This is a genomic window from Micromonospora desertarenae (assembly GCF_056150265.1).
The window spans coordinates 451,589-476,012 of the sequence record NZ_JAXCFQ010000003.1 but is presented as its reverse complement, the minus strand read 5'-3'; the positions used below and the strand labels follow the sequence as shown (position 1 = coordinate 476,012).

Sequence of the window (24,424 nt, the reverse complement as noted above, 5' to 3'; positions counted from 1 at the left end):
ATCGTCAACCAAAGGTTGACGGAAGGGGTTCGTCAACTTACGGTTGACGCATGACCAGTCCTCTTCCCATGAACAACCCCGTCCGGCTCGACGACCTGATCGAGGCGATCAAGAAGGCGCACTCCGACGCGCTCGACCAACTCGCCGACGCGGTCATCGTCGCCGACCACCTGGGTGAAGTGGCCGACCACCTGATCGGCCACTTCGTGGACCAGGCCCGGCGCTCCGGCGCCTCGTGGACCGAGATCGGCCGCAGCATGGGCGTGACCAAGCAGGCCGCCCAGAAGCGGTTCGTGCCCAAGCCCACCGATCCGCCGCTCGACCCGGAGCAGGGCTTCAGCCGGTTCACCCTCCGCGCCCGCAACGTGGCGATGGCCTCGCAGAACGAGGCGCGCGCCACCGGGCACGCCGAGATCCGGCCGGAGCACATCACGCTCGGGCTGCTCAGCGAGCCGGAGGCGCTGGCCGCGAAGGCGATCGTCGCGCAGGGCGTACCGCTGGAGCGGGTCCGCGAGGCCGCGCTCGCCGCGCTGCCGGCGGCGTCCGCGGCCGAGGTCCCCGACCTCATCCCGTACGACGCGCAGAGCAGGAAGGCGCTGGAGCTGACCTTCCGCGAGGCGCTCCGGCTGGGGCACAACTACATCGGCACCGAGCACATCCTGCTCGCCCTGCTGGAGCTGGAGAACGGCAGCGGCGTGCTGACCGGGCTCGGCGTCGACAAGGCCGGCGCCGAGACCTGGGTGGTCGCGGCGCTCGAGGCCGTGACGAAGAAGGCTTCCTGATCGGGCCGGTCAGGAAGCGGTGGGGAAGCCGTACCGGGCGGCGTGCTCCGGGTCGGCCGGGTCGATCTGGCGGATCCCGGCGTCGGCGAGGCGCTTGTTCACCTCGTCGAGCCGTTCGCGCACCAACCGGGCCTCCTCCTCGGTGACCCGGCCCCGGTGCGGCTTGCCGGCGTGCTCGATGGTGCCGTAGTCGAGCCGCTCGGCGCCGCGGCGGGACTTGGGCGGGCGGACCCGCTCGGCGGTCCTGAGCAGTTGGGCCATCGGCACGTCGGTGGCCATCGCGTCGAACTCGCTGGCGGTCAGCACCACCCGGCGCGGTTCGCCGCCGCCGTGCCGGTCGTGGATCTCGACCACCGCGACGTCCAGCGCCGCGTCGTCGATGCTTTCCACCTCGACCGGGGTGGCGTCCAGTTGCACGGGCCCGGCGACCAGGTCAGGGTGCTCCAGCACGACGACGCGGACCACCTCGTCGTCGGGGCGCAGCACCGTGCCGCTGAAGTCGGAGACGTGGATCGTCTTCTTGCCCATGCGCTGCGCTTCTCCTGTCGTGGACCGAGGTTGCGGACCCCAAGAAATTACCCGACAGGTGTGCGAAAGCCGCCGTTGGTCCGCCCGGGAGTGTCGCCCGGTCGCACCCGCCCGGCGGCGCCACCGGTCCCGCCGGCGGAGCGGCGGCGGGCGCGGGTCGACGGGTCAGCGGGTGTTGAGGCCACGCCGGGCGGAGGCGCCGGCCGGCAGCTTGTTCAGCTCGCTCCAGGGCAGCGCGTCGGTGCCGGCGGCGGCCCGGTTGCCCCGGTACGGCGGCTGGCCCGGGAACCGTCCGGCGGCCTCTGGGACCCGCCAGAGGCGCTCGGTGTCCTGCTGGTACCGGTCATTCGGCTGATTCGGCATGACCATTACCGTCCCAAAGAAAGTTGTACATGTATGGAAATGAATATGACGCTGGATCGATGGATCAGGTTCCCGCGGCGGGCAGGCGGACCACGAACCGGCACCCGTCGGTGAGGTTCTGTACGTCTACCCGGCCACCGTGCGCCTCAATCAGCCCGCGCACGATCGCCAGGCCCAGACCGCCCGACCCGGCGGGGTGGCCGTTGCCCGGTCGCGGCGTCCGCGCCGGCTCGCCCCGGAACGCCACGTCGAAGACGCGGGGCAGGTCCTCCTCCGGGATCCCGCCGCAGGTGTCCGCCACGGCCAGCCAGGCGGCGTCGGCGTCGCGGCCGCCGTCGATGCGTACAGTGCCGTCCTCGGGGGTGTAGCGGAGCGCGTTGAGCAGCAGGTTGCCCACCACCCGGGCCAGTTCCGGCTCGCTGGCCAGCACCGTGGGCCAGCCGGTCTCGGCGGCGACCAGCCGGATCCGCCGGGCGGCGGCCAGGGGCGCCGCGCCGGCCAGCGCGTCGGAGACCACGTCGCCGAGCGGCACCGCCGACAGCGACAGCCGCAGCGCGCCGGCGTTGATCCGGGACAGCTCGAACAGGTCGTCCACCAGCCGGGTCATCCGGTCGGTCTCCACCCGGATCCGGCGGTGGTACTCGGCGACCGTCTCCGGGTTGTGCACCACCCGGTCCTCCAGCGCCTCCGCCATCGCCCGCAGCCCGGCCAGCGGGGTGCGCAGGTCGTGCGACACCCAGGCGACCAGGTCCCGCCTTCCCTGCTCGATCCGCCTCTCCCGCGCCCGCGCCTGGTCGGCCCAGACCGCGGCGGCGGCGAGCCGGCGGGCGAAGAGCCAACCGACGGCCAGGCTGACCGCCGCCGCGGCCGCCACGGTGATCAGCACCACCTCGAGGTCGTGGGCGGAGAGGAACATCGCCTCGGCGACCACTGCCACGCCGGCCACCACCGCGGTCACGGTGACCGCCAGCAGCACCACGATGTGGACGGTGATCGACCGGCCGCGGAGCAGCCGCAGGGCGAGCGCGCCGGCGGCGCCGACGCAGAGTGCCGCGGCGAGCGCCGCCGCGAAGATCAGGGCCAGTTCACGCATCGGTCGGCTGGTACCGGTAGCCCACGCCCCAGACCGTCACGATCCGCCGGGGGTCGGCGGGATCGACCTCCACCTTCTCCCGCAGCCGCCGTACGTGCACGGTCACCGTCGACTGGTCGCCGAAGCTCCAGCCCCACACCCGCTCCAGCAGTTCCGCCCGGCGGAACGCCCGTGCCGGGTGCCGCATCAGGTGGGCCAGCAGGTCGAACTCGCGCAGCGTCAGGGCCAGCTCGCGGCCGTGCAGCCGGGCCACCCGGGGGCCGGTGAGCACCTCGAGCCCGCCGTCGGCGAGGACCTCGGGTGCCGTACCGGCCGGCTCGCCGCCGGCCCGGCGCAGCACCGAGCGGACCCGCAGCACCAACTCCCGGGGGGAGAACGGCTTGCCCAGGTAGTCGTCCGCGCCCAGTTGCAGGCCGAGGATCCGGTCGGCCTCGTCGCCGCGGGCGGTGAGCATGACGATGGGTACGCCGTCCGGCCGGGCCCGCAGCCGCCGGCAGACCTCCAGGCCGTCCAGCACCGGCAGCATCAGATCGAGTACGACCAGGTCCGGTGGCTCCGCGGCGACGGCGGCCAGCGCGGCGGCCCCGTCGCCGACGTGCTCGACCCGGTAGCCGGCGTGCTCCAGGTAGCGGCAGACCACGTCGCTGACCGTCCGGTCGTCGTCGACGACCAGCACCCGCTGGGTCACCGGACACCTCCCTCGCGCCGGCACAGCGTAGCCAGCCGTGCCCCGTCGTAGGTCTTGCCATCTCCTTACGGCGCCCGTCGGCGCAGTGATGGACACCACTTCCCCTAATACCCCCAGGGGGTATATGGTCGGCGGCATGAGCAACCAGAACCTGACCCGACTGGCGATCACCGCGACGCTGCACTGCCTCACCGGCTGCGCCATCGGCGAGGTGCTCGGCATGGTCATCGGCACCGCGCTCGGCTGGTCCGACCTCGGCACCATCGCGCTGGCGGTGGGCCTGGCCTTCCTCTTCGGCTACTCGTTCACCATCCGCCCGGTGCTCCGCTCGGGCGTCCCGCTGCGGACGGCGGTCAAGGTGGCGCTGGTCGCCGACACGGTGAGCATCGCCGTGATGGAGGTGGTCGACAACGGCGTCATGCTCGCCATCCCGGGTGCCATGGAAGCGGGCCTGACCAGCTGGGTGTTCTGGGCCAGCCTGGCCGGCGCGCTGGCGGTGGCCTTCGTGGTCACCGTGCCGGTCAACCGCGCGCTGATCGCCCGCGGTCGCGGGCACGCGGTGACCCACCGGTACCACGCCGGCCACGGCCAGCACGCCGCCCACGACGCGGGCCACGCGCACACCGACCACGGCGAGCGGGCCATGCACGGCGCCGACGCCGGACATGCCGGTCACGGTCAGCACGCCGGGCACGGGGAGCACGCCGGGCACGACGTGGGGCACGACCGGCGCTGACCCGTTCGGTACGCCGGGCGGAGCCGCCCGGCGTACCGTGATCGGATTCCGGCCCGGTGGCCGGCGGTGCAGGGAGGTGAGTCGGTGCTCGACCGGAGACTCCACCTGCACCTGGCCACCTGGCTCGGGCAGTGGCCCGCCGGCCCCGGCCTGCACGTGGTCGGCTCGCACCGCCGGGTCCGGCCTGCCTGGGACGGCCGGCTCCGCCCGGCGATCGCGGTCCGGGCCGGCGCGAGCACCGTGCTGTCGGTGCCGCCGGACCGGGTCGCGGCGGTGCGGGAGCTGGCCCGGCGGCCGAAGCGACTGCTGCCGGAGCTGCCCAGCGCGGTCGGTCACCGGGGCTGGGCGCTGCACGACGACGTCTTCCGGTGGAGCGTGTCGCCGGCGCCGCTGCCCGACGTCGGTGAGTGGATCTCCCCGGCCGAGCCGGGGCTGCCGGCCTGGCTGCGGCTGTTCGACCACGCGGTGCTGGTGGTCCGCGACGAGCGTGGTCGCTACCTGGCCGGGGTGGGGATCAAGCGGCACGACGCGTACGGCCACGAGCTGGCGGTGGGCACGGTGCCCGCGGCCCGCAACCGTGGCCTGGCCCGCCGCCTGGTGGCGCAGGCCGCCCGCCGGGTGCTCGACGAGGGCGCCGTCCCGACCTATCTGCACGATCGCCGCAACGTCGCCTCGGCGAGGGTGGCGGCGGCGGCCGGCTTCCCGGACCGGGGCTGGCGGTCGTTCGGGGTCTACCCCACCTGAGCGGCGGAGCGGCCCGACCCGGTGCGGCGACCCTGTGCCGGGGGAGCCGGCGGGCCCGTCCGGCGGAGCGCCGTGCTCGGCGGAGCGACGCCGCCCGTCGCCGCGGTGCCGGGGGAGAGCTGCGGGCCGCCGGAGCAGTGCCGCCCGCCGCCGCGGTCCGCCGTCGCGAGAGCTGCCGCGCGGCGGACGGCATTCCGAGGGCGCGGACCGTGGATCCCGGGCCGGATCCACGGTCCGCAGCCTTCCCCCAGGTCCCCGTGGGTTGGCGCGATGTTGATTACGCTACGTATCGAAGGCTCTGGCAGCAAGCTGCCAACGCCGGTCTCGGAGTGTCGAATAGCGGACTTGACCTGGGAAGAAGACCAGGAGGTCGATCCCTCGGCTCAGTGACGCAGCGTGCGAATCAGGTCGAGGACCTGGCGGGTGACCGGGCGGAGCACCCGCAGCCGGGACAACCCCACCAGCCGGTCGATGAGCGGCACCGCCCCGTCGATCAGCTGCCGGGTCCGGGCCTGTCCGGGTGACCGGTCGTAGACCCAGTACAGGATCACCCCCATGTACGCCAGCCAGAGCAGCTCCGGCAGCTGGGGACGCAGCTCGGCGTCCACCTTGGCGGTGGAGCCGTCCAGCACCTCGGCGAAGAGGTCGATCGCCGCCTGGCGGGGCGCCGAGGACTCCGCGGAGAACGGGCTCAGCGGGGAGGTCGGCTCGGCCGCCGTCTTGAAGAAGCTGGCGGCGAAGTCGTGCGAGGGGGTGAGCACGTCGATGCCGGCGTGCAGCACCCCGGCGAGCCGGGCGGCGAAGTCGGACTCGCGGTCGAGCACCGGCTGGGCCGCCGCCCGGTGCTCCACCTGGGAGCGGGCGTAGAACTCCTGGATCAGGTGGTCCTTGGAGCCGAAGTAGTAGTAGGCGTTGCCCACCGCCACCCCGGCCTCCTGCGCGATCGCCCGCATCGTGGTCTGGGCGTACCCGCGCTCGCGGAACAGCCGCATCGCGGTGTCGAGGATGAGCTGCCGCGTCTGCTCGCCGCGGGCGGTCGCCGGTTCACCCGCAGCGGTCGTCGGCGCAGTCTGCTCGGTCATCGGGGCCACCGTAACCCGGCGGGTCGTGCGCCGGCTCCGGCCACGGCTCGCGGACCCGTTCGCGTACCGCCGAGGCGATCGCCACCACCCGCCGGGCCAGCGGGAGCAGGTGCGGGCGGGCCAGCCGCTCGGCCGTCGACCGGTGCTCGGCCAGCGCCCACAGGCAGGCGAACCAGGCGCCGTCGCCCGCGTACACCGCGCCGGTGTCCGCGATCACGGTGAGGTCGCGCAGCGTCGCGGCGTGGTCCAGGCCGGGGAACCGCCGCCGGGCCTCGGCCGAGCCGGCCGGCACGAACTCCAGCGGTACGAGCTGCGGGCGGGACGCCAGCCAGGTACGCGCGGCCCGGCACAGCGGGCAGTGCGCGTCGAACAGGACGGTGAAGCCCCGGATGCCACCACCGGAGTGCGTGGTGGCATCCGGCAGTCCTCGCGCTCCGGCGGGCGGGACGGTCATCGGGGCGCCGGGGGAGGGGTCGGGCCGGCGCCCGGCTGCCCGGGCTGCGGGTGGGGACCGCCGCGGTACGGGCCGGACGGCGGCTGCGGGCCGGCCGGGTGGCCGGCGGGCGGGACCGGTGCCATCGGCAGCTGGCCGACCGGGGCGAGCGGCGGGTGGCTGGCGAGCTGGCGGAGCCGCCCCCGGCGGTACCGGTTGAGCGCGAAGACGTTGAAGAAGTGCAGCGCGCCGAGCACCAGCAGCACCAGCCCGACCTTGAGCGACAGCTCCTCCATCGCCACGCTGGTCGTGCCCACCGGGTCGGGGTGCCGCATCGCCACCGTGACGTAGCCGAGGTTGAGCAGGTAGAAGCCGACCACCAGCAGGCTGTTCACCGCCTTGGCGAGGCGCTCGTCGGCGAACACCTCCTCGAGGAAGACCAGCCCGTTGCGGGACAGCGCCCGGGCCACCCAGATGGTCAGCCCGATGCTGATCGCCAGGTAGACCAGGTACATCCAGACCTTCGTGTCCATCCCGACTCCTTCTTGAACGCGTTCAAATTCGCTGCGCTCAGGGTAGGGGAAGAGTTGAACGCGTTCAAGATGGCGGTGACGAATGGCCGCGCGACCTCCGGGTGGGTATGGTCGGCTGGCACCGGCACGGACGCCGGGGCTCCCTGGTGAGGCGGTGAGTGGGTGCGGGCGCAGGACGCGGAGCGGCGGCAGGTGGTGCTGCGACCGACCGGCGAGATCGACATGTCGACCGCCGACGCGCTCGAGGCGGAGGTCCTGGACGCGCTGCGCCGCACCGACGTCGGCGAGGTCCTGGTCGACCTGGCCGACGTCGAGTTCCTCGACTCCAGCGGGGTGCGCGTGCTGGTGCACGGGCTGACGGTGGCCCGCAAGCACGACGTGGCGTTCCGGGTGACCCGGCCGCAGCCGGTGGTGGCCCGGGTGTTGCGGATCACGTCGGTCGACGTCCTGCTCGGGCTGGCCGCCACCGACAACGGGGGCCCGGCCGGCGGCGGCTGGCGCGGCCTGGACTGACCGGGCGGGCGGCGCGGGCGCCGGCCGGCGACGATCGGTCCCACTCCCGCCGGCGCTCGATCCGGCCGCGCGGCGGTCAGGGTTCGGCGTTCGCGGACGCCTCGGCCGACCACTCGACCAGCAGCAGCGTGGCGTCGTCGCGCCCCGTCCCGTCGCCCAGGTGCTCGGTGACCGCGTGGCTCAGCCGGCGCAGGATCTCGGCCGCCGGTAGCCCGGAGCTGATCTGCCGCTCGGCCAGATCGGCCAGCCGGGGCAGGCCGAACAGCTCGCCGGTGGCGCTGCGCGCCTCGGTCACCCCGTCGGTGTGCAGCAGCAGCCGGTCACCCGGCTCCAGCCGGGCCTGCGCCACCGTGACCTGGTCGGCCAGGCCGAGCGGGAGGCGCCGGCCGCCGGCCAGCTCCCGCACCGCCCGTCCGCCCCGCAGCACCAGCGGCGGCGGATGCCCGGCGACGAGGTACCGGAGCTGGCCGGTGCGGGTGTCGAACTCGGCCAGCACGCCGGTGACGAAGCGGGCGTCCTGCCACTGGCCCGCGATGGCGGTGTCCACCGAGCGGGCCAGGCCGGTCAGGTCGCTGCCGGCCCGCCGCGCCGCGCGCAGCGCGGCGAGCGCGACCGAGGTGGTGAGCACCGCCGGCAGGCCGCGGCCCACCCCGTCCAGGATCGCCAGCGAGATGACCCCGCCGTCCAGGGCGTAGTCGAACGCGTCCCCGCCGACCTCGTAGCAGGGTTCGAGCAGGGCGCTGATCGCCGTGTCCGGGCCGGCGAAGGTCAGCGGCGGCAGCAGGTGCCAGAGCAGCTCGGCGGAGACCGCCATGGACCGGCTGCGCCGGGCCCGGTGCAGGGTGTCGCCGTACCCGGACTTGCTCGTCACCAGGTGGCCGACGAGGCCGGCGATCAGCCGGCAGCCGTCCTGGAACGACGGGTCGGACGGGTCGGTGGCGTCCGCCGGGACGACCTCCAGCAGCCCCAACCGGTCGGTGCCGTTGACGATCGGCACCCAGAGCCGGGGCGGCGGCCCCTGCCCGATGTGCGGCTCGACGTGGGTGAAGGCGCGGCCGGCCAGGCTGGTGTCGATCGGCAGCGGGTCCGGCGCCGGCCGGCCCGGCTCGGGCAGCGGCCGCAGGTCGCACTGTTCGGCGTCGACCAGGTAGACGGTGGCCGTGGCGCCCAGCGGTCGCAGAACGGTGCCGACCGCGGCCGCCAGCTCGTCCGGCGGCAGCCGGTGCGACCGGGACACGAGGTCGGCCAGCGCCCGGTGCCAGGGGTCGGTAGCCGTCATCCCATCCGCATACCCCGCTCCGGCCCGGTCAATGCCGCCCGGGCCGGGTCCGCCGCCGGTCCGCCCGGCCCGCTGTCAGCCGGCGAGGCCGAGCGCCTCGGCGGCGGCCCGGCCGTTGGCGTGGCTCGCGCCGTAGGTGGTGACGAAGGCCCGCACGCCGGCCGGCCGCCAGCTCGCCGGCCAGCCCATCTCGACAACGGTCACCGGGTGCTCGGCGGCCAGCGCGGTCACCAGCTCGGGACCGCCGGGCAGCCGGTGCAGGTGCCGGCCGACCAGCACGATCGGCCGGGACCCGGCGAGCCCGCGCAGGGCGGCCGGTTCGGTCTCCGCGGCCACCACCCGGATCTCCTCGGCGTCGGCCAGGTGCGGCCCGAGCCCCCACGGCACCCGGCCCTCGGCGATGGTGGAGGCGGCGTGCAACTGGACCACCAGCGGCCGGTCCAGCTCGGTGAGGCTGCCCTCCACCCGGACGGCGCGGCGCGCCGCCGCGTACCCCAGGTCGGTGGCGGCGGCGGAGATCCCGCCGGCGGCCCCGGTCCAGGCGGCCAGCGCGGCGGCCCGGCCGGCGGCCTCCTCCACCCGGGCGCGGTCCAGCCGGCCGTCGCCGAGCGCCGCGACGATCTCGGCGACCACCCGTTCGACCAGGTCGGCGTCGACCTTGGCGCCGATGCAGAGCAGGTCGGCGCCGGCGGCGAGGGCCCGCACCGCGGCCGGCCCCACCCCGCCCGCGGCGATCGCGGCGCCCTTCATCTCCAGTGCGTCGGTGATCACCGTGCCGGTGAAGCCGTACTCGCCGCGGAGCAGGTCGACCAGGACGGCCCGGCTGAAGGTGGCGGGGCCGTCGCCGGTCAGCGCCGGTACCCGGATGTGCGCGGTCATCACCGCGCGGGTGCCGGCGTCGACCACCGCGGCGAACGGGGGCAGGTCGCGCTCGCGCAGCACCTCGACCGGTACGTCCACGGTGGGCAGCTCGTGGTGGGAGTCGGCGATCGTGGCGCCGTGCCCGGGGAAGTGCTTGGCGCAGGCGGCGACGCCGGCCGCCTGGAGGCCGGCGACCGCGGCGGCCGAGTGCGCGGCGACCCGGACCGGGTCGGCGCCGAACGAGCGGGTGCCGATCACCGGGTTCTCGTCGGCGGTGTTGACGTCGACAGTGGGCGCGAGGTTGACGGTGATACCGAGCGCGGCCAGCTCGGCCCCGATGGCCTCGTAGACCCGCCGGGTGAGCGCCACGTCGCCGACCGCGCCGAGCGCGGCGTTGCCGGGGTAGGGGCTGCCGGTGGCGTGCGCGAGCCGGGTGACGTCGCCACCCTCCTCGTCGATGGCGATCAGCACGTCGGCGCGGCCGGCCCGCAGCGCGGCGGTGCTGGCCGCCACCTGCGCCGGGTTGTGCACGTTGGTGCCGAACAGGGTGTGCCCGGCGAGCCCCTCGGCGACCAGGTCGACCGCCCAGTCCGGCGGCACCGGTCCCGGGTACGCGGCCAGCAGCGTGCCGAGCGCGAGCCGGCGCAGTCCTGGATCGAGCCCCACGTGATCTCCCCTTCCGGTGCCCGGACGGCACGACGTCGTGACGGAGGCGGCCGTCCCGGCGGTGCAGCGGTGCCGGGTCGTCCGAGTTCTCCGGTGCCAGGTGGCCGATACGCTACGGCTACCCATTCACCGGTCGGTTTACAGTTAGCAAAGTTTATAGAACATGAAGGACGTGGCATGAGTGCGACCCGGCTGCCCGGCACCCCTCGCCTGCTGCGGGCGCTCAACGACCGCGCCGCGCTCGAGCTGCTGCTCGAGCAGGGTCCGCTGACCCGGGCCCGGCTCGGTGAGCTGACCGGGTTGTCCAAGGTCACCGCCTCCCAGCTGGTGGAGCGGCTGGAGGAGCGCGGGCTGGTCACCCGGGTCGGCGAGCAGGCCGGCGGGCGGGGGCCGAACGCCCAGCTCTACGCGGTGCGGCCGGGCAGCGCCCACGTGGTCGGGGTGGATGTCGGCCCGGACCGGGTGGTCGCCGCCTGCGCGGACATCACCGGTGCGGTGATCGGCCGGGTCGAGCAGTCCACCCGGGACACCGACGACCCGGTCGGCGTGGTGCACAACGCGGTGGTCCAGGCGGCCAGCAGCGCCCAGGCCCAGTTGTCCAGCGTCCGGCGGATCGTGCTCGGCACCCCCGGCCTGGTCGACCCGGCCACCGGCGACATCACCTTCGCCTTCAACCTGCCGCGCTGGCACAGCGGCCTGCTCGCCGCGCTCCGCGACGACCTGCACACCCCGGTGGTCTTCGAGAACGACGTCAACCTGGCCGCGGTGGCCGAGGCGCAGTCCGGGGCGGCCCGCGGTGTGACCGACTTCGTACTGGTCTGGGTCGGCGCCGGTGTCGGCCTGGCGATCATGCTCGGCGGGCGGCTGCACCACGGCAGCAGCGGCGCCGCCGGCGAGATCGGCTACCTGCCGGTGCCCGGCGCGCCCATCCCGCGTGACGTGTCCCGCCGGGCCAAGCCGGCCTTCCAGCAGCTGGTCGGCGGGGACGCGGTGCGCGCGCTGGCCCGCGAGCACGGTTACCCCGACGACGGTGCCGCCGCGGCGGTGCGCGCGGCGATCGCGGACGGCACGGCGGGCGGCCCGATGCTCGACGAGCTGGCCCGGCGGCTGGCGCTCGGCGTGGCCAGCACCTGCGTGGTGCTGGACCCGCCGCTGGTGGTGCTCGCCGGCGAGGTCGGCCAGGCGGGCGGGGCCGCGCTGGCCGAGCGGGTGCAGCACGAGGTGGCGGCGATCACGCTGGTGCGCCCCCGGGTGGTGCCGACCGGGCTGACCGAGGAGCCGATCCTCAACGGCGCACTGCGGACCGCGCTGGACGCCGTCCGCGACGAGGTCTTCGGGTCCACCGTCGGCTGAACCGGCGTCCGTCATGTGAAGGAATTCTTCACCATCGGCCGGAGTGCTGCAAGGTGTTGCCGCACCCCGGCCGGGTGCCCGGCGGGCTCAGATCAGATCCCGCCGGCGGAACAGGGCGAACGCCGCCGCGGTGAGCGCGGCGGTCAGCGTGACCAGTACGACCAGCGCCGGCGCCCAGGTCAGCGTGTAGAAGCCGTCGCAGCTGCCGTCGAAGACGCCGGCGCAGGCCTGGTTGTCCCAGAACTCGGCCCGCCCGGTCAGCCAGGCGGCCAGGTGGCTGGAGAGCATCAGCTGGTCGGGCCGGGCCACCTCCAGGATCTCGAACACCAGCCGGGCGCCGAGCTCCCACACCACCAGGTACGCGGCCACCGCGCCGAGCGCCGCCGAGGTGTGCCGGCCCAGGGTGGCGATGGCGAAGCCGAGCGCCGTGGCCAGCACCACCAGCACCAGGCCGCGACCCCAGAGCGTGCCCAGCGACCGCCAGAACTGGTCGTCGAGATGGCCCGGCTGCCCGGCGGCCTGCCCGATGAACCAGAAGCTGCCCAGGTACACCACCGACGCGACCAGCGACAGCGCCAGCACCCCGCCGAGCAGCGTGCCCAGCTTGGCGCCGAGCACCGTCATCCGGCGCGGCCGCCACAGCAGCAGGTTGACCACGCCGCCGGAGTTCAGGTCGGCGCCGATGTAGGAGGCGCCCACCAGGAAGCCGAAGAGGACCAGGAAGGCGATCAGGAAGTAGAGCAGCGGCCGGGCCTCCGTGGCGAAGGTGAACACCCCGACCAGGTAGTCGGCGGCCACCGGCAGCCGCTCCCGCAGCGCCGGGTCCACCTCGCTGCAGTTGGGCGGGTAGTACTGGTCGGCCTGCTCCGGCGGCAGCACGCCGCGCTCGCGGGCGAGGCACTGCTCGTGGATGACCTCCAGGTTGCGCCGCTCCTCGGCCGCCTGCCGCTGCGCCTCGGCCAGCTCGGTGGCGGTGGGCCGGTGGGAGCCGGCCAGGGTGGTCGCCGCGGTGATCCCGAAGGCCAGTACCAGCAGGACGACCATGAGCTGGACGAAGCGCCGGGCGCTCAGCCGCTCCAGTTCGGCACGGACCAGGTTCACGCGTCCACCTCTCTGGTCTCGCCGACCCCGGCGTCGAGGTCGATCGTCCCGTCCCGCGTCGGGCGGTCGGGCAGTACCGAGTCGTCCACCTGCCGGGGCACCCCCGGATGCCCCGCCGTGCCGGTCAGCTCCAGGAAGACGCTCTCCAGGTCCGGCCGCAGCGGGGTCAGCTCGCCCACCCAGAGGCCCTGCTCGCCGAGGGTGCGGCTGACCAGGGTCGGGTCGGTCACGTCGGCCACGGTCAGGTGGTCGTCGTGCGCCGTGGCGGTCAGCCCGGCGGCGCCCAGCAGCTCGACCGCCCGCGCCGGCTCGGCCACCCGGACCAGGAACTCGTGCCGGTCGAAGCCGGCCAGCACCTCGTCCACCCGGCCGGCCGCCACCCGCCGGCCCCGGGAGATGATCGTGACGTGGTCGCAGATCAGCTGGATCTCGGCCAGGATGTGGCTGGACACCAGCACGGTCACCCCGGCCGCGGCCAAGGACCGCATCAGGTCCCGCATCTCCCGGATGCCGGCCGGGTCCAGCCCGTTCGCGGGCTCGTCGAGGATCAGCAGCTCCGGGTCCTTGAGCAGGGCGGAGGCGACCGCGAGGCGCTGCTTCATGCCGAGCGAATAGCCCTTGACCCGCTCGTGACCCCGGTCGTAGAGGCCGACCTGGGTCAGCACCTCGTCGACCCGGGAGACCGGAACGCCGCCGGCCCGGGCGAGCAGCCGCAGCGTGCGGTGGGCGGTGAAGTTGCCGAAGAACCGCGGGCTCTCCACGATCGCCCCGACCCGCCCGGACACCCGGGGCAGTTGCTCCGGCGACCGCGCGCCGAGCACCGTCATCCGCCCCGCGTCGGCGCGGACCAGGCCGAGCAGGGCACGCAGGGTGGTGGTCTTGCCGGAGCCGTTCGGACCGAGGAAGCCGTGGATCTGGCCGGGCTCCACGAGCAGGTCGAAGCCGTCGACCGCCACCCGGCGACCGTGCCGCAGGCTGTGGAAGGTCTTGCGCAGACCCTCGATCTCGATGACCGCGCTCATCCGCGCGGCTCCCTGCTCCGACCGGGCATGAAGCGTCCTCCGGGTGGGGTGACCAACGACACGGCGCCCCACCATACGGCCGGCCCGCCGCCCATGGGGGGCGCTACGGCGCTGCGTGGTTGGATGGTCGGGTGACTGGTGACCTGATCCCCGGCGCCGGCGGCGCCGCACCCGCACCCCCGCCCGTGGACGCGGATCTGGTGGTCAGCCTCGACGGCGTCGGCGTACGCCGGTCCGGCACCGCCCTGCTGCACGACCTCACCTGGCGGGTCGAGCTGGACGAGCGCTGGGTCGTGCTCGGCCCCAACGGCGCCGGCAAGACCACCCTGCTCAACATCGCGGCCGGCCGGCTGCACCCCACCACCGGCAGCGCGTACGTGCTCGGCGAGCGGATCGGCCGTACCGACCTGACCGAGCTGCGGACCCGGATCGGGCTCTCCACCGCCGCGCTCGCCGAGCGGGTGCCCGCCGACGAGCGGGTCACCGACGTGGTGGTCACCGCCGCCTGGTCGGTGGTCGGCCGCTGGCGGGAGAGCTACGACCCGACCGACGAGGCCCGCGCCCGCGCGCTGCTGAGCCAGCTCGGCGTCGGCGGCCTCGCCGAGCGCAGCTACGGCACACTGTCCGAGGGGGAGCGCAAGCGGGTGCAGATCGCCCGTGCCCTGATGACCGACCCGGAGCTGCTGCTGCTCGACGAACCGGCGGCCGGCCTCGACCTGGGCGGCCGGGAGGACCTGGTGGCCCGGCTGGCCGAGCTGGCGCAGGATCCGGACGCCCCGGCGATGGTGCTGGTCACCCACCACGTGGAGGAGATCCCGCCCGGCTTCACCCACGCGCTGCTGCTGCGCGAGGGCGGCGTGGTGGCGCAGGGGCTGCTCGGCGAGACGCTCACCGGCGACAACCTCTCGAAGGCCTTCGGCCTGCCGCTGGTGGTCCAGCGCTCCGGCGACCGGTACACGGCTCGCGCGGCCTGACGCCGCGGTAAGGAGGCCAGCGTGCGGCAGACCCGGGTCGTCGTGGTCGGCAGCGCCAACATGGACCTGGTGGCCACCGCCCCCGCCCTGCCCCGGCCGGGGGAGACCCTGCTCGGCACGGACTTCGTGACGGTGCCCGGCGGCAAGGGCGCCAACCAGGCGGTCGCCGCCGCCCGGGCCGGCGCCGCCTGCGCCTTCCTCGGCGCGATCGGCTCCGACTCGTTCGGGGTCACCCTGCGGGCCCGGATCACCGCTGCCGGGGTGGACACCAGCCAGCTGCGGGTGGTGTACGGCGCCTCGGGCGTCGCCCTGGTGATGGTGAACGCCGAGGGGGAGAACGCCATCCTGGTCACCCCCGGCGCGAACGGCGCGTTCACCGCGCTCACCGAGGCCGAACTGGCCGCCGTACGAGACGCGGACGTGCTGGTCGCCCAGTTGGAGGTGCCGGTGGAGACGGTGACCGCGGCGGCGGTGGCCGCCCGCGCGGCCGGCACCCGGGTGGTGCTCAACGCCGCGCCGGCCCGGCCGGTGCCCGCCGAGCTGCTGGCCGCGGTGGACCTGCTGGTGGTCAACGAGAACGAGGCCCGGGCACTCACCGGCCGGGGCCGGGACGAGCCGCGCGCCCTGCTCGACCTGGTGCCCCGGGCGGTGCTCACACTGGGCGCCGAGGGCGCCTGGTACGGCGACCGGGACGGCACCGACGTGCACGTGCCGGCGGTGAAGGTGGACGTGGTCGACTCCACCGGAGCCGGCGACGCGTTCACCGCCGCCCTCGCCGTCGGTTGGGGCGAGGGGCGGGACCTGGTCGACGCGGTGCGCTGGGCGGCCGCGGCCGGCGCGGCGTGCGCCCGGCGGCTGGGCGCCTCGGTGGCGCTGCCCCGCCGGGCCGAGATCGACGAGCTGTACGTCCCCGCCTGATCCGGGCAGCGACCGCCGCGGCTGCCCGCTCCGGTCCGGAGTCCGAGGCCGGTGCCCGGGGCGCGGCGGGGCTCAGGCGCTGCGGCACGGCGCTTGGGCGGCCGAGCGGCCGCAGGTGGCCAGGCTGCACCAGCGGCGTAGGCCGCTCGCGTCGAGGAAGAGCCAGCCGCACCGCTCGTCCGGGCACGCGCGGACGGTGAGCCGGCGCGGATCGGCCAGCAGCGCGGCGGCGCTCCACGCCGCGGCGTGCACGGGCAGCCGCAGTCCGGCCGAGAGATCGGGCCACCACCGTCCCCGGCCGTCGGGTTCGCGCCGGAACACCATCGTCTTCGCGGCCGCCTCCGCGGCCCGCGCGACGGCGTCGAACGCGGCCCGGTCCTCCGGATCGGTCAGGCAGGCGTACAGCCGGGCGCGGAGCGCGCGGGCCTCGTTCAGCGTGGCGGCGGCCTCGTCCGGGTTCCGCCGGGCCAGGTCGAGCAGCCGCCCCACCGCCACGTCGTCGACCAACCCCACGTGGCCGGCCCAGACCGCCAGGGTCGGGTAGCCGCGGAGCCACTCCGATCCGGGCAGTGGCGGCTCGTGGCGCCAGCCGGCGAAGGTGTTGCAGAACTCCAGCGCCGGATGCCCACCGACGCTCCACGGCAGGTTCTCGCCACGCACCCGTACCTCGTAGACGGGCAGGTCGGGCCGGTCGAGCCGGTGGTCGGCGCGGAGGATCCCCCGATGCACCTCGCGCAGCCGCATGCCCGGCTCGACGCCGAGCTCGGCCACGAGCGTGCGCCGGGTCGTCCGGTACAGCTGGAGCGCCTCGGCCTGCCGGCCGGCCCGGTACAGCGCGGTCATCAGCGAGGCGACCAGCCGTTCCCGGGTCGGGTGCCGGGTGACCAGTGGCGTCAACTCACCGATCACCCGGGCCTGGTGACCCAGCGCCAGCCGCGCCTCGGCCCGCAACTCGACGCCGGTGAGCCGGAGTTCCTCGATCGGTCCGCCCAACCGGCCGCGCAGTTCGTCGTCGGCCGTGTCGGCGAGCAGCGGTCCCCGCCAGAGCCCGAGCGCCCGGTCGAGCAGCCGCACTCGCTCGGCCGGTTCGGCGGTGCCGCTCGCCTGGTGGACGAGGCGGCTGAACTCCTCGACGTCGACCCGGTGCCCGTCGGGCTCCACGAGGTAGCCCTCGCCCCGCGTGGTGATCCGGACCCGGTGGGGCGCCAGCGACGCCCGGAGCCGGCCGATGTAGGTGTGCACGGCGCCGCGGGCCGAGGCGGGCGGCTGGCCGTGCCAGAGCAGCTCGATGAGCCGGTCGGTGCTGACCAGGTGGCCCGGGTCGAGCAGCAGGACGCCGAGGATGCACCGTTCCTGCCGGCGGCTGCCGAGCTCGGCGGGCTGACCGTCCTGACGCGCTTCGAAGGGGCCGAGCAGTCGGAAGTCCATACCCGGTCAGACCACCTGGCCGCCGTGGACGGTTGCCGGTGCGGTGAGCGGCTGGTGATTTCCCGGGTGCCGGCGGCCGACCCGGCGGGCGGGGGCGGCTGTGTCGCGGCCGCCGCGGTCAGGACGTGGTCAGGGGCGCCGGTGACGCTGATCCGGTCCGACCGTCGAGAACAGAGGGAGCGATCATGCGGTGGAGTACGAGTGTCGGAACGGCCCTGGCGGCAGCGGTGTTCGTCGCGAGCACGGCGACGGCGGCGCCCGCCGCCCCCGCCGCCACGCCGACCGTGCCGGCCGAGCTGGCCGCCGCGCTCGCCGAGGCGAGCCGGCTCGACGGCTGGGTGCCGGCGCCGCAGGAGGCGTTCGAACTGCCCGCCGGGGCGCGGTGCGACTTCGCCGTCCGCGTCCAGCCGGTGGTGGACGAGGTGCGCAAGCTGGTGCTGGAGACCTACCCGGACGGCTCGCCGAAGCGGGAGGTCTACACCGGCGCTCTGATCGACGAGGTGACGAACCTGGAGACCGGCGCCACCAGCATGGCGGACGCCAGCGGCTCCGCGCTCGTCGTGCACGGCACGGACGGCTCGATGACCTGGTACGTGGTGGGGCCGGTGCTGCTCGGCTTCCGGGAGAACGCCGGTTCGCTGCCACGCGGCCTGTGGCTGGTGGACGGGGTGTTCCGGGTCGAGTTCACCCCGACGTTCGACAAGACCATCACGATGCTGCGCGGCACCACGCACGACGTCTGCACCGACGTGGACTGAGTCCTGCGCCGCCCGGTTCAGCCGGTACCGGGACGGACCACCGCCGTGCCGCTGCGGAAGGCCCGCCGGTACGCCGAGGGCGACGTGCGCATGGCCCGGCCGAAGTGGTGGCGGTAGGTGACCGGGCTGTCGAACCCGACGGCCGCGGCGATCTCCGCCACCGGCGCGTCGGTACCCTCCAGCAACGGCAGGCTGGCCCGGACCCGCTGGTCGACCAGCCAGCGGATCGGGCTGGTGCCGGTGGCCCGGGCGAAGTGCCGCAGGTAGGTGCGCGGCGACATGTGCGCCTGCCGGGCCAGCCGGTCGACGGTGACCGGCTCCGCCAGGTGCCCCAGCGCCCAGGCGATGCTGCCGGCGATCCGGTCGTCGTCCGGGTCGACGGTCACCGGCGCCTCGATGAACTGGGCCTGGCCGCCGTCGCGGTGCGGCGGGATCACCAGCCGGCGGGCGACCGCGTTGGCGATCGCCGCGCCGTGGTCCCGGCGGACCAGGTGCACGCAGAGGTCCAGGCCGGCCGCGCTGCCGGCGCTGGTCAGCAGGTCCCCGTCGTCGAGGTAGAGCACGTCCGGGTCCACCTCGACGCGGGGATACCGGCGGGCCAGCAGGTCCGCGTACCGCCAGTGGGTGGTGGCCCGCCGGCCGTCCAGCAGCCCGGCGCCGGCGAGGGCGAACGCCCCGGAGCAGATGGACATGATCCGGGCGCCGGCCCGGTGTGCCCGGCGCAGGGCGGCGACCAGGTCCGGCGAGGGGTCGGCGGTGACGTCCGGCACCCCGGGGACGATCACCGTCGCGGCCGCGGCCAGCACGTCCAGCCCGTACGGGGTGTGCAGGGTGGCCCCGCCGACGACCGGCACCGGGCCGGGCCGCTCGGCGCAGACGGTCAGCTCGTACCAGTCCACGTCGAACTCGGGCCGGGGCAGCCCGAACACCTCGGTGACGATGCCGGTCTCGAAGACCGACATCCCCGGGTACGCCAGCACGGCGACGGTGCGGCCGGCCGGAGCGCGCAGGGGCATGGCGGGATGTTAGCGCTCGTCGTCGTTCCCGCCACTCGCCCGGTCGGCCGGCGCCGCCGGAGGATCATCGGCATGACGCAGACCTTCGCCGTGCCGGCCGCCGAACCGGCGGTCGCCGCCGCCCACTTCCTCGCCCGGCTCACCTTCGAGACCGACGTCAGCGACGTGCACGCCGACCTGACCGCCGGGGTGCCCGACCTGGTGGTGGTCGACTCCCGGGGCGCCGCCGCCTGGGCCCAGGGGCACCTGCCCGGCGCCGTGCACCTGCCCACCGCCGAGATCGCCGGGCGCGCCACCGGCCTGGTGCCGGCCGGGTCCCGGGTGGTCACCTACTGCTGGGGCCCGGGCTGCAACGGCGCCACCCGGGCCGCGCTGGAGTTCGCCCGGCTCGGCTTCACCGTCAAGGAACTGATCGGTGGGTACGAGTACTGGGTGCGGGAGGGGTTGCCGGTGGTCACCGGGACCGGGCTGACCCGCCGCCCGGTCGACGACCTGACCGCGCCCCGGGCCGCCGTCGCCTGCGACTGCTGACGCCGGTCACCCCTCGGCGTCGTCGGTGAGCTTCTCGCCGCGCCGGCGCAGCATGTTCAGCCCGGGGATGCCGGCCACCGCGAGCTTCAGGTCGCGGGTCACGTCGAGCAGGTCGTGCAGGTCCGGGCCGACTCGGTCGAGGGTGGCCAGGATGGGCAGGATGTCCGAGGTCAGGTGCTGCTTGAGCTTCGGCAGCTCGTCGACGAGCCGGATCGCGGCGGTCACCTCCTCGTGGCTGAGCTGCTCGACGAAGCGGTTCGCCATCGGCGCGGCCCGGCGCAGCGCCGGCTCGTACGCGGTCAGCAGCTCGGCCGCGGTGGCCGCCGCCTCCGCCGCGGCGCCCACGGTGGCCGCCGCCCGGCCGGCCACCGAGTCGGCCTCGGCGACCACCGTGGCGGCCGTCCGGGCCACCTTGTCGGCCTCGGTGACCACCGCCGTGGCCGCGGCGGCCACCTCGGTGGCGGTGTCGATCGCGGCGGTCGCGGCGGCGCTGATCACGGCGACCTCGCGGACCGCGGCCTCGGCGTCGGTGAGTACCCGGTCGGTGCGGTCCAGCGTCTGCTCGATGCGGTCCACCACGCCGTTGATCCGGGCCAGCAACGCCTCCACCCCGTCGAGCACCGCGAACGCGCGGACGGGCACGGCGGCGAACGACGCGGCCGAGCCGAGGGCCTGGTCGAGGGCGGAGCGGGTGAGGCCGACGACCGCGCCGGGCCGGGGGAGGGGAATCGCCATGGCACCAAGTGTGCGTCGTCGCCGCGAGAACCGCCCGGCGGCGTCAGTCGACCGGCCCGTGCTGCTCGACGGCCCGCTGCACGGCGCGGTAGATCTGGCCGAACCGCAGCGCGTCCGGGGTGCGCAGCAGCAACTCCTCCCGCCCGTGGTGCTGCACCCAGAGCTCGTGCACCCGGTTGCCGCGCTCGTAGGAGCGGTCCAGCCAGCCGAGCGGCACCTCCAGGAACGGGGCCAGGGCCAGCGCGGCGACCGCGCACGCGGCCAGGACGACCAGCGCGAGCCGCCACTCGCCCCGGTCCTGCGCCGACCAGGCCAGCGAGAGCACGCAGACCACCGCGACCAGCGGCGGCAGCGACAACAGCAGGACCAGCACGCCCCGGCCGAGCACCCGACCCCGGACCGCCGCCGTGGTCCGCCCGCGGGCATGCCAGACGTACGTCAGGTCGGCGATCGCCACGACCTGCCCACCCGCCCGGATCGACTCGGAGGTCACCTGCACCGCGTCGTCCCGGTAATAGAGGGTCATCACTAAGCTCTAGCACTTCCCGGCAACGGGGCGCTCGGGCCGCCCACTGTGGAGCTGGGCCGCCCACGTCGTCGGAAGGGCTGACCGGGGCGATGCGGCGGCCACCCGTCGCGTAGCGTCCGGGCGCATGACCGAGCAGGAGCGCAACGTCGAGGTGGTCCGCCGCTACCTGCGGACCTTCGTCACGAAGGACCTCGCCGAGGTGCGCGCGGTGGTGGCCGAGGACGTGGCGATCTACGGCTCCGGCGGCGCGGTGCGCGGCCGGCACTTCGTCGAGCAGGCGGTCGCCTCGCCCGGGCTGACCGTGCTCGACCAGGAGATCGTCGAACTCTTCGCGGCCGCGGACCGGGTGGTGGTCTCGCTGGCGCAGACCTACCGGCGGGACGCCACCGGCGCCACCGCGGTGCAGAGCGCGTGCAAGATGTACCGGCTGGCCGGCGGCGTGATCGTCCAGTTCTGGGGCGAGCAGGACCTGTTCGGCCTGCTGCGCGGGCTGGGCATGCTGCCGGACGGCCCGATCGGGTGCTAACCGCGGCGGACCGTCGCCGGCTGGCCCCGCTCCACCGCCCGCTGCACCGCGCGGTAGATCTGGCCGAAGCGCAGCGCGTCGCCGGTGCGCAGCAGCCGGACCGGGTGTCCGCGCCAGCGCGCCCAGAGCTCCAACTGCCGGCTGCCCCGGGCGTACGAGCGGTCCAGGTGCTCGAAGAGGAAGTCGGCGACCGGCCCGACGGCGAGCCCGACCAGCACCGAGGCGCCGACGATCGCGATGGTGACGGTGGGCGAGCGGTCCAGCCGGAGCGCGAGCGCGATGCCGAGCGCGGCCGCTACCAGCGGCCCGGCCAGCGCCGCGCCGATCGCGCCCCGGCCGGCCAGCACCCGCCAGGACCGGCTGCCGCGCTGGTGCCACACCATGCTGATCTCGGTGAGCGGAAACGTCCGGCCGTCCACCCGTACGGCGGTGGAGGTGACCTGGACCGACCTGTCGTCGTAGTACGTGATCATCGCTGGTCTCATCGCTGAACTCCCGGAGCGGGGCTGATACCAGACTACTTACCCGGACGGGCCGCGCCGTAAGGTTGGCACGCGACTTCGACGAGGAAGTGAGGGTGCGCGTGAGCGAGTTCGTGCGGCTGGAGACCAAGGACGGGATCGGCACCATCCGGCTGGAGCGGCCGCCGATGAACGCGTTGAACACCCAGGTGCAGGAGGAGTTGCGCGCCGCCGCGACGGCGGCCACCGCCGACCCGGGCGTCCGCGCGGTGATCGTGTACGGCGGCGAGAAGGTCTTCGCCGCCGGCGCGGACATCAAGGAGATGGCCGACATGTCCTACGTGGACATGGCGGCGCGGGCGGCCGACCTGTCCAGCGCGCTCGGCGCGATCGCCCGGATCCCCAAGCCGGTCGTCGCGGCGATCACCGGCTACGCCCTCGGCGGTGGCTGCGAGCTGGCGCTGGCCTGCGACTGGCGGGTGGTGGCCGAGGACGCCAAGCTCGGCCAGCCCGAGATCAAGCTCGGCATCATCCCCGGCGCCGGCGGCACCCAGCGGCTGGCCCGGCTGGTCGGCCCGGCCCGGGCCAAGGATCTGATCATGTCCGGCCGGATGGTCGACGCCCAGGAGGCGCTGCGGATCGGCCTGGCCGACCGGGTCGCCCCGGCCGCCGAGGTCTACGACGCCGCGGTCGAGCTGGTGCGCCCGTACCTCACCGGCCCGGTGCAGGCGCTGCGCGCGGCGAAGCTCGCCGTGGACGGCGGCCTGGACATGGACCTCAACTCGGGCCTGGCCTGGGAGAGCCAGCTCTTCGCGGCGCTGTTCGCCACCGACGACCGGCGCGAGGGCATGGCCGCGTTCGTGGCGAAGCGCAAGCCGGACTTCACCGGCCGGTGACCCCTGCGCCGGTGAACCGCCGCCGCCAGGCGGCGGTTCACATTCGGCCTACCGGCCAGTAGCGTGTGACTCCGGCCGGGCGACGAAGGGAAGCGGCATGACGGAGCGGATCGAAGGTCACGGCGGCGAGCTGGCGCTCGCGGCGTTGCGCGCGTACGGGGTGCGGGAGATGTTCACCCTCTCCGGCGGGCACGTCTTCCCGCTCTACGACGCCGCGCACAAGAACGACTTCCCGATCTACGACGTCCGGCACGAGCAGTCCGCCGTCTTCGCCGCCGAGGCGGTGGCCAAGCTCCAGCGCCGCCCCGGCCTGGCCGTGCTCACCGCCGGCCCCGGCGTCACCAACGGCATCTCCGGGCTGACCAGCGCGTACTTCAACGCCTCGCCGGTGCTGGTGCTCGGCGGCCGGGCCCCGCAGTTCCGCTGGGGCTCGGGCAGCCTCCAGGAGATGGACCACCTGCCGCTGGTCGCCCCGGTCACCAAGCACGCGGAGACGGTGTTCAGCCCCGACGACATCCCGCGCGCGGTGACCGCGGCGCTGACCACCGCGCTCACCCCGCACCGCGGGCCGGTCTTCCTGGACTTCCCGCTGGAGGCGGTCTTCTCCGTCGCCGACGCCGAGCTGCCGGCGCTACCGGGCATCGCGCCCGTCGAGGCCGACCCGGACGAGGTGCGCACGGCGGCGGAGCTGATCGCGGCGGCCAGCCGCCCCGTGATCATCGCCGGCTCCGACGTCTACGCCGGCGACGCGGTCGACGCGCTGCGCGCCGCGGCCGAGGCGTTGCAGGTGCCGGTCTTCACCAACGGGATGGGCCGGGGCGCGCTGCCGCCGGAGCACCCGCTCGCCTTCGCCAAGGCCCGCCGGGTGGCGCTGAAGGGCGCCGACGTGGTGGTGGTGATCGGCACCCCGCTGGACTTCCGGCTGAGCTTCGGCGACTTCGGCGACGCCACGGTGGTGCACATCGTCGACGCGCCGAGCCAGCGGGCCGGGCACGTCCAGCCGGCCGCCGCGCCCGCCGGCGACCTGCGGCTGATCCTCACCGCGCTGGCCGAGCACCCCGGCGACCGGGCCGACCACGCCGGCTGGATCGCCGAGCTGCGCACCGCCGAGGACCCCGCGAGGGCCCGCGACGCCGAGGAGATGGCCGCCGAGACCGACCCGATCCGCCCGGCCCGGGTCTACGGCGAGCTGCGCAAGGTGCTCGCCCGCGACGCCATCACCATCGGCGACGGCGGCGACTTCGTCTCGTACGCCGGCCGCTACCTGGAGCCGGCGCAGCCCGGCACCTGGCTCGACCCCGGCCCGTACGGCTGCCTCGGCACCGGCATGGGCTACGCGATGGGCGCCCGGGTCAGCCACCCGGACCGGCAGATCTGCGTGCTGATGGGTGACGGCGCGGCCGGCTTCTCGCTGATGGACGTGGAGTCGCTGGCCCGGCAGCGGCTGCCGGTGGTGATCGTGGTCGGCAACAACGGCATCTGGGGCCTGGAGAAGCACCCGATGCGCGCCATGTACGGCTACGACGTCGCCGCCGACCTCCAGCCGGAGCTGCGCTACGACCAGGTGGTCAGCGCCCTCGGCGGGGCCGGCGAGACGGTCGCCAAGGCGGCCGACCTCGGGCCGGCCCTGCAGCGCGCCTTCGACGCCGGGGTGCCGTACCTGGTGAACGTGCTGACCGACCCGGCCGACGCGTACCCCCGCTCGTCGAACCTGGCCTGAGACCACCGCCCGCCGCCGTCGCCGTCACCCGGCGACGGCGGCGGGCGCGTTTTCACCCGCAGCTGAACGGGCTCTGCCAGCAGGAAAATCGACGCACCGTGAGCGCCTGTCGCCGTAACGTCAGCGCCGTGGGAGGTCGCCACCGGTCACGGTGC

Annotated in this window: 28 protein-coding genes; 12 read left to right on the top strand and 16 right to left on the bottom strand. The window is 75.0% G+C overall.

Annotation, left to right across the window (positions count from 1 at the left end; all coding sequences use genetic code 11):
• The first annotated feature begins 50 nt into the window (after window positions 1–50).
• A complete protein-coding gene (locus tag SM577_RS08155) occupies window positions 51–782 on the top strand; it encodes a Clp protease N-terminal domain-containing protein (protein ID WP_302917881.1) in 732 nt (243 codons plus the stop codon).
• A 9-nt stretch (window positions 783–791) separates the two neighbouring features.
• Here SM577_RS08155 and SM577_RS08150 read toward each other — a convergent pair whose 3' ends face one another.
• The 4 genes from SM577_RS08150 to SM577_RS08135 all read right to left on the bottom strand — a co-directional run bounded on the left by SM577_RS08150 (window position 792) and on the right by SM577_RS08135 (window position 3,454).
• A complete protein-coding gene (locus SM577_RS08150; protein WP_474580552.1) occupies window positions 792–1,310 on the bottom strand; it encodes a hypothetical protein in 519 nt (172 codons plus the stop codon).
• Between the two features lie 165 nt (window positions 1,311–1,475).
• A complete protein-coding gene (locus tag SM577_RS08145) occupies window positions 1,476–1,673 on the bottom strand; it encodes a DNA repair protein (protein WP_302917879.1) in 198 nt (65 codons plus the stop codon).
• A gap of 64 nt (window positions 1,674–1,737) precedes the next feature.
• Entirely contained in the window at window positions 1,738–2,766 is a 1,029-nt protein-coding gene (locus SM577_RS08140; protein WP_302917878.1) for a sensor histidine kinase, read from the bottom strand.
• On the bottom strand, window positions 2,759–3,454 hold the full coding sequence (locus SM577_RS08135; protein WP_302917877.1) for a response regulator transcription factor: 696 nt from the start codon (window positions 3,452–3,454) through the stop codon (window positions 2,759–2,761). The genes SM577_RS08140 and SM577_RS08135 overlap by 8 nt, the downstream gene beginning before the upstream one ends.
• A 136-nt stretch (window positions 3,455–3,590) precedes the next feature.
• Here SM577_RS08135 and SM577_RS08130 point away from each other — a divergent pair, with 136 nt between their 5' ends.
• Together SM577_RS08130 and SM577_RS08125 are read left to right on the top strand one after the other, a co-directional pair.
• On the top strand, window positions 3,591–4,190 hold the full coding sequence (locus SM577_RS08130; RefSeq protein ID WP_302917876.1) for a DUF4396 domain-containing protein: 600 nt from the start codon (window positions 3,591–3,593) through the stop codon (window positions 4,188–4,190).
• Between the two features lie 84 nt (window positions 4,191–4,274).
• Window positions 4,275–4,934: a GNAT family N-acetyltransferase gene (locus tag SM577_RS08125; RefSeq protein ID WP_474586588.1), complete on the top strand. Its 660-nt coding sequence runs from the start codon at window positions 4,275–4,277 to the stop codon at window positions 4,932–4,934.
• A gap of 383 nt (window positions 4,935–5,317) precedes the next feature.
• Here the strand turns inward: SM577_RS08125 and SM577_RS08120 are convergent, their stop codons facing one another.
• Genes SM577_RS08120 through SM577_RS08110 form a run of 3 tightly spaced genes read right to left on the bottom strand, consistent with a single transcriptional unit; the run spans window position 5,318 to window position 6,982 of the window.
• Window positions 5,318–6,016, bottom strand: a complete 699-nt coding sequence (locus tag SM577_RS08120; RefSeq protein WP_474586587.1) for a TetR family transcriptional regulator — start codon at window positions 6,014–6,016, stop codon at window positions 5,318–5,320.
• Window positions 5,979–6,470 carry a thiol-disulfide oxidoreductase DCC family protein gene (locus SM577_RS08115; protein WP_474580556.1) on the bottom strand — a complete coding sequence of 164 codons (492 nt, stop codon included), beginning with the start codon at window positions 6,468–6,470 and terminating at the stop codon, window positions 5,979–5,981. The genes SM577_RS08120 and SM577_RS08115 overlap by 38 nt, the downstream gene beginning before the upstream one ends.
• Window positions 6,467–6,982: a hypothetical protein gene (locus SM577_RS08110; RefSeq protein WP_474586586.1), complete on the bottom strand. Its 516-nt coding sequence runs from the start codon at window positions 6,980–6,982 to the stop codon at window positions 6,467–6,469. Before SM577_RS08110 ends, SM577_RS08115 begins: the two co-directional genes overlap by 4 nt.
• Before the next feature lie 162 nt (window positions 6,983–7,144).
• Between SM577_RS08110 and SM577_RS08105 the strand changes: the two genes are divergently transcribed.
• A complete protein-coding gene (locus SM577_RS08105) occupies window positions 7,145–7,495 on the top strand; it encodes an STAS domain-containing protein (RefSeq protein ID WP_302917871.1) in 351 nt (116 codons plus the stop codon).
• Window positions 7,496–7,571: 76 nt separating this feature from the next.
• Here the strand turns inward: SM577_RS08105 and SM577_RS08100 are convergent, their stop codons facing one another.
• Both SM577_RS08100 and SM577_RS08095 read right to left on the bottom strand, forming a co-directional pair.
• Window positions 7,572–8,774: a PP2C family protein-serine/threonine phosphatase gene (locus SM577_RS08100; RefSeq protein ID WP_474586585.1), complete on the bottom strand. Its 1,203-nt coding sequence runs from the start codon at window positions 8,772–8,774 to the stop codon at window positions 7,572–7,574.
• Window positions 8,775–8,849: 75 nt separating this feature from the next.
• Window positions 8,850–10,301, bottom strand: coding sequence for a glycoside hydrolase family 3 N-terminal domain-containing protein (locus tag SM577_RS08095; RefSeq protein WP_302917869.1), 1,452 nt, complete (start codon window positions 10,299–10,301; stop codon window positions 8,850–8,852).
• A gap of 177 nt (window positions 10,302–10,478) precedes the next feature.
• On the opposite strand from SM577_RS08095, the gene SM577_RS08090 reads away from it, so the two are divergent.
• Complete coding sequence (locus SM577_RS08090) at window positions 10,479–11,654, top strand: ROK family transcriptional regulator (RefSeq protein WP_302917868.1); 1,176 nt, start codon at window positions 10,479–10,481, stop codon at window positions 11,652–11,654.
• Window positions 11,655–11,741: 87 nt separating this feature from the next.
• On the opposite strand, the gene SM577_RS08085 is transcribed toward SM577_RS08090, so the two are convergent.
• Window positions 11,742–12,755, bottom strand: a complete 1,014-nt coding sequence (locus tag SM577_RS08085; RefSeq protein ID WP_474586584.1) for an ABC transporter permease subunit — start codon at window positions 12,753–12,755, stop codon at window positions 11,742–11,744.
• On the bottom strand, window positions 12,752–13,777 hold the full coding sequence (locus tag SM577_RS08080; RefSeq protein ID WP_474586583.1) for an ABC transporter ATP-binding protein: 1,026 nt from the start codon (window positions 13,775–13,777) through the stop codon (window positions 12,752–12,754). Before SM577_RS08080 ends, SM577_RS08085 begins: the two co-directional genes overlap by 4 nt.
• A 131-nt stretch (window positions 13,778–13,908) precedes the next feature.
• Here SM577_RS08080 and SM577_RS08075 point away from each other — a divergent pair, with 131 nt between their 5' ends.
• Both SM577_RS08075 and SM577_RS08070 read left to right on the top strand, forming a co-directional pair.
• Window positions 13,909–14,751, top strand: a complete 843-nt coding sequence (locus SM577_RS08075; RefSeq protein ID WP_302917865.1) for an ABC transporter ATP-binding protein — start codon at window positions 13,909–13,911, stop codon at window positions 14,749–14,751.
• A gap of 21 nt (window positions 14,752–14,772) precedes the next feature.
• The gene (locus tag SM577_RS08070; protein ID WP_302917864.1) at window positions 14,773–15,669 is read left to right on the top strand and encodes a ribokinase; all 897 of its coding nucleotides are present in this window, start codon (window positions 14,773–14,775) and stop codon (window positions 15,667–15,669) included.
• 72 nt (window positions 15,670–15,741) lie between these two features.
• Here SM577_RS08070 and SM577_RS08065 read toward each other — a convergent pair whose 3' ends face one another.
• Window positions 15,742–17,097: a BTAD domain-containing putative transcriptional regulator gene (locus SM577_RS08065; RefSeq protein WP_474586582.1), complete on the bottom strand. Its 1,356-nt coding sequence runs from the start codon at window positions 17,095–17,097 to the stop codon at window positions 15,742–15,744.
• A gap of 185 nt (window positions 17,098–17,282) precedes the next feature.
• Here SM577_RS08065 and SM577_RS08060 point away from each other — a divergent pair, with 185 nt between their 5' ends.
• Window positions 17,283–17,855: a hypothetical protein gene (locus tag SM577_RS08060; protein ID WP_302917862.1), complete on the top strand. Its 573-nt coding sequence runs from the start codon at window positions 17,283–17,285 to the stop codon at window positions 17,853–17,855.
• Between the two features lie 17 nt (window positions 17,856–17,872).
• Here SM577_RS08060 and ftrA read toward each other — a convergent pair whose 3' ends face one another.
• A complete protein-coding gene (ftrA, locus tag SM577_RS08055; protein WP_474586581.1) occupies window positions 17,873–18,871 on the bottom strand; it encodes a transcriptional regulator FtrA in 999 nt (332 codons plus the stop codon).
• 72 nt (window positions 18,872–18,943) lie between these two features.
• Here ftrA and SM577_RS08050 point away from each other — a divergent pair, with 72 nt between their 5' ends.
• Window positions 18,944–19,402, top strand: a complete 459-nt coding sequence (locus SM577_RS08050) for a rhodanese-like domain-containing protein (RefSeq protein ID WP_302917860.1) — start codon at window positions 18,944–18,946, stop codon at window positions 19,400–19,402.
• A gap of 6 nt (window positions 19,403–19,408) precedes the next feature.
• On the opposite strand, the gene SM577_RS08045 is transcribed toward SM577_RS08050, so the two are convergent.
• Entirely contained in the window at window positions 19,409–20,137 is a 729-nt protein-coding gene (locus SM577_RS08045) for a hypothetical protein (RefSeq protein WP_302917859.1), read from the bottom strand.
• A gap of 43 nt (window positions 20,138–20,180) precedes the next feature.
• Window positions 20,181–20,663 (bottom strand): DUF6232 family protein, encoded by a 483-nt coding sequence (locus tag SM577_RS08040; protein WP_474586580.1) that lies wholly within the window; start codon window positions 20,661–20,663, stop codon window positions 20,181–20,183.
• 127 nt (window positions 20,664–20,790) lie between these two features.
• On the opposite strand from SM577_RS08040, the gene SM577_RS08035 reads away from it, so the two are divergent.
• Window positions 20,791–21,192 carry a nuclear transport factor 2 family protein gene (locus SM577_RS08035; protein WP_474580563.1) on the top strand — a complete coding sequence of 134 codons (402 nt, stop codon included), beginning with the start codon at window positions 20,791–20,793 and terminating at the stop codon, window positions 21,190–21,192.
• On the opposite strand, the gene SM577_RS08030 is transcribed toward SM577_RS08035, so the two are convergent.
• On the bottom strand, window positions 21,189–21,665 hold the full coding sequence (locus SM577_RS08030; RefSeq protein WP_474580580.1) for a DUF6232 family protein: 477 nt from the start codon (window positions 21,663–21,665) through the stop codon (window positions 21,189–21,191). The genes SM577_RS08035 and SM577_RS08030 overlap by 4 nt on opposite strands.
• A gap of 110 nt (window positions 21,666–21,775) precedes the next feature.
• On the opposite strand from SM577_RS08030, the gene SM577_RS08025 reads away from it, so the two are divergent.
• Together SM577_RS08025 and SM577_RS08020 are read left to right on the top strand one after the other, a co-directional pair.
• The gene (locus SM577_RS08025) at window positions 21,776–22,549 is read left to right on the top strand and encodes an enoyl-CoA hydratase-related protein (RefSeq protein ID WP_474586579.1); all 774 of its coding nucleotides are present in this window, start codon (window positions 21,776–21,778) and stop codon (window positions 22,547–22,549) included.
• 97 nt (window positions 22,550–22,646) lie between these two features.
• Window positions 22,647–24,269 (top strand): acetolactate synthase, encoded by a 1,623-nt coding sequence (locus SM577_RS08020; protein WP_474586578.1) that lies wholly within the window; start codon window positions 22,647–22,649, stop codon window positions 24,267–24,269.
• Window positions 24,270–24,424: the final 155 nt, after the last annotated feature.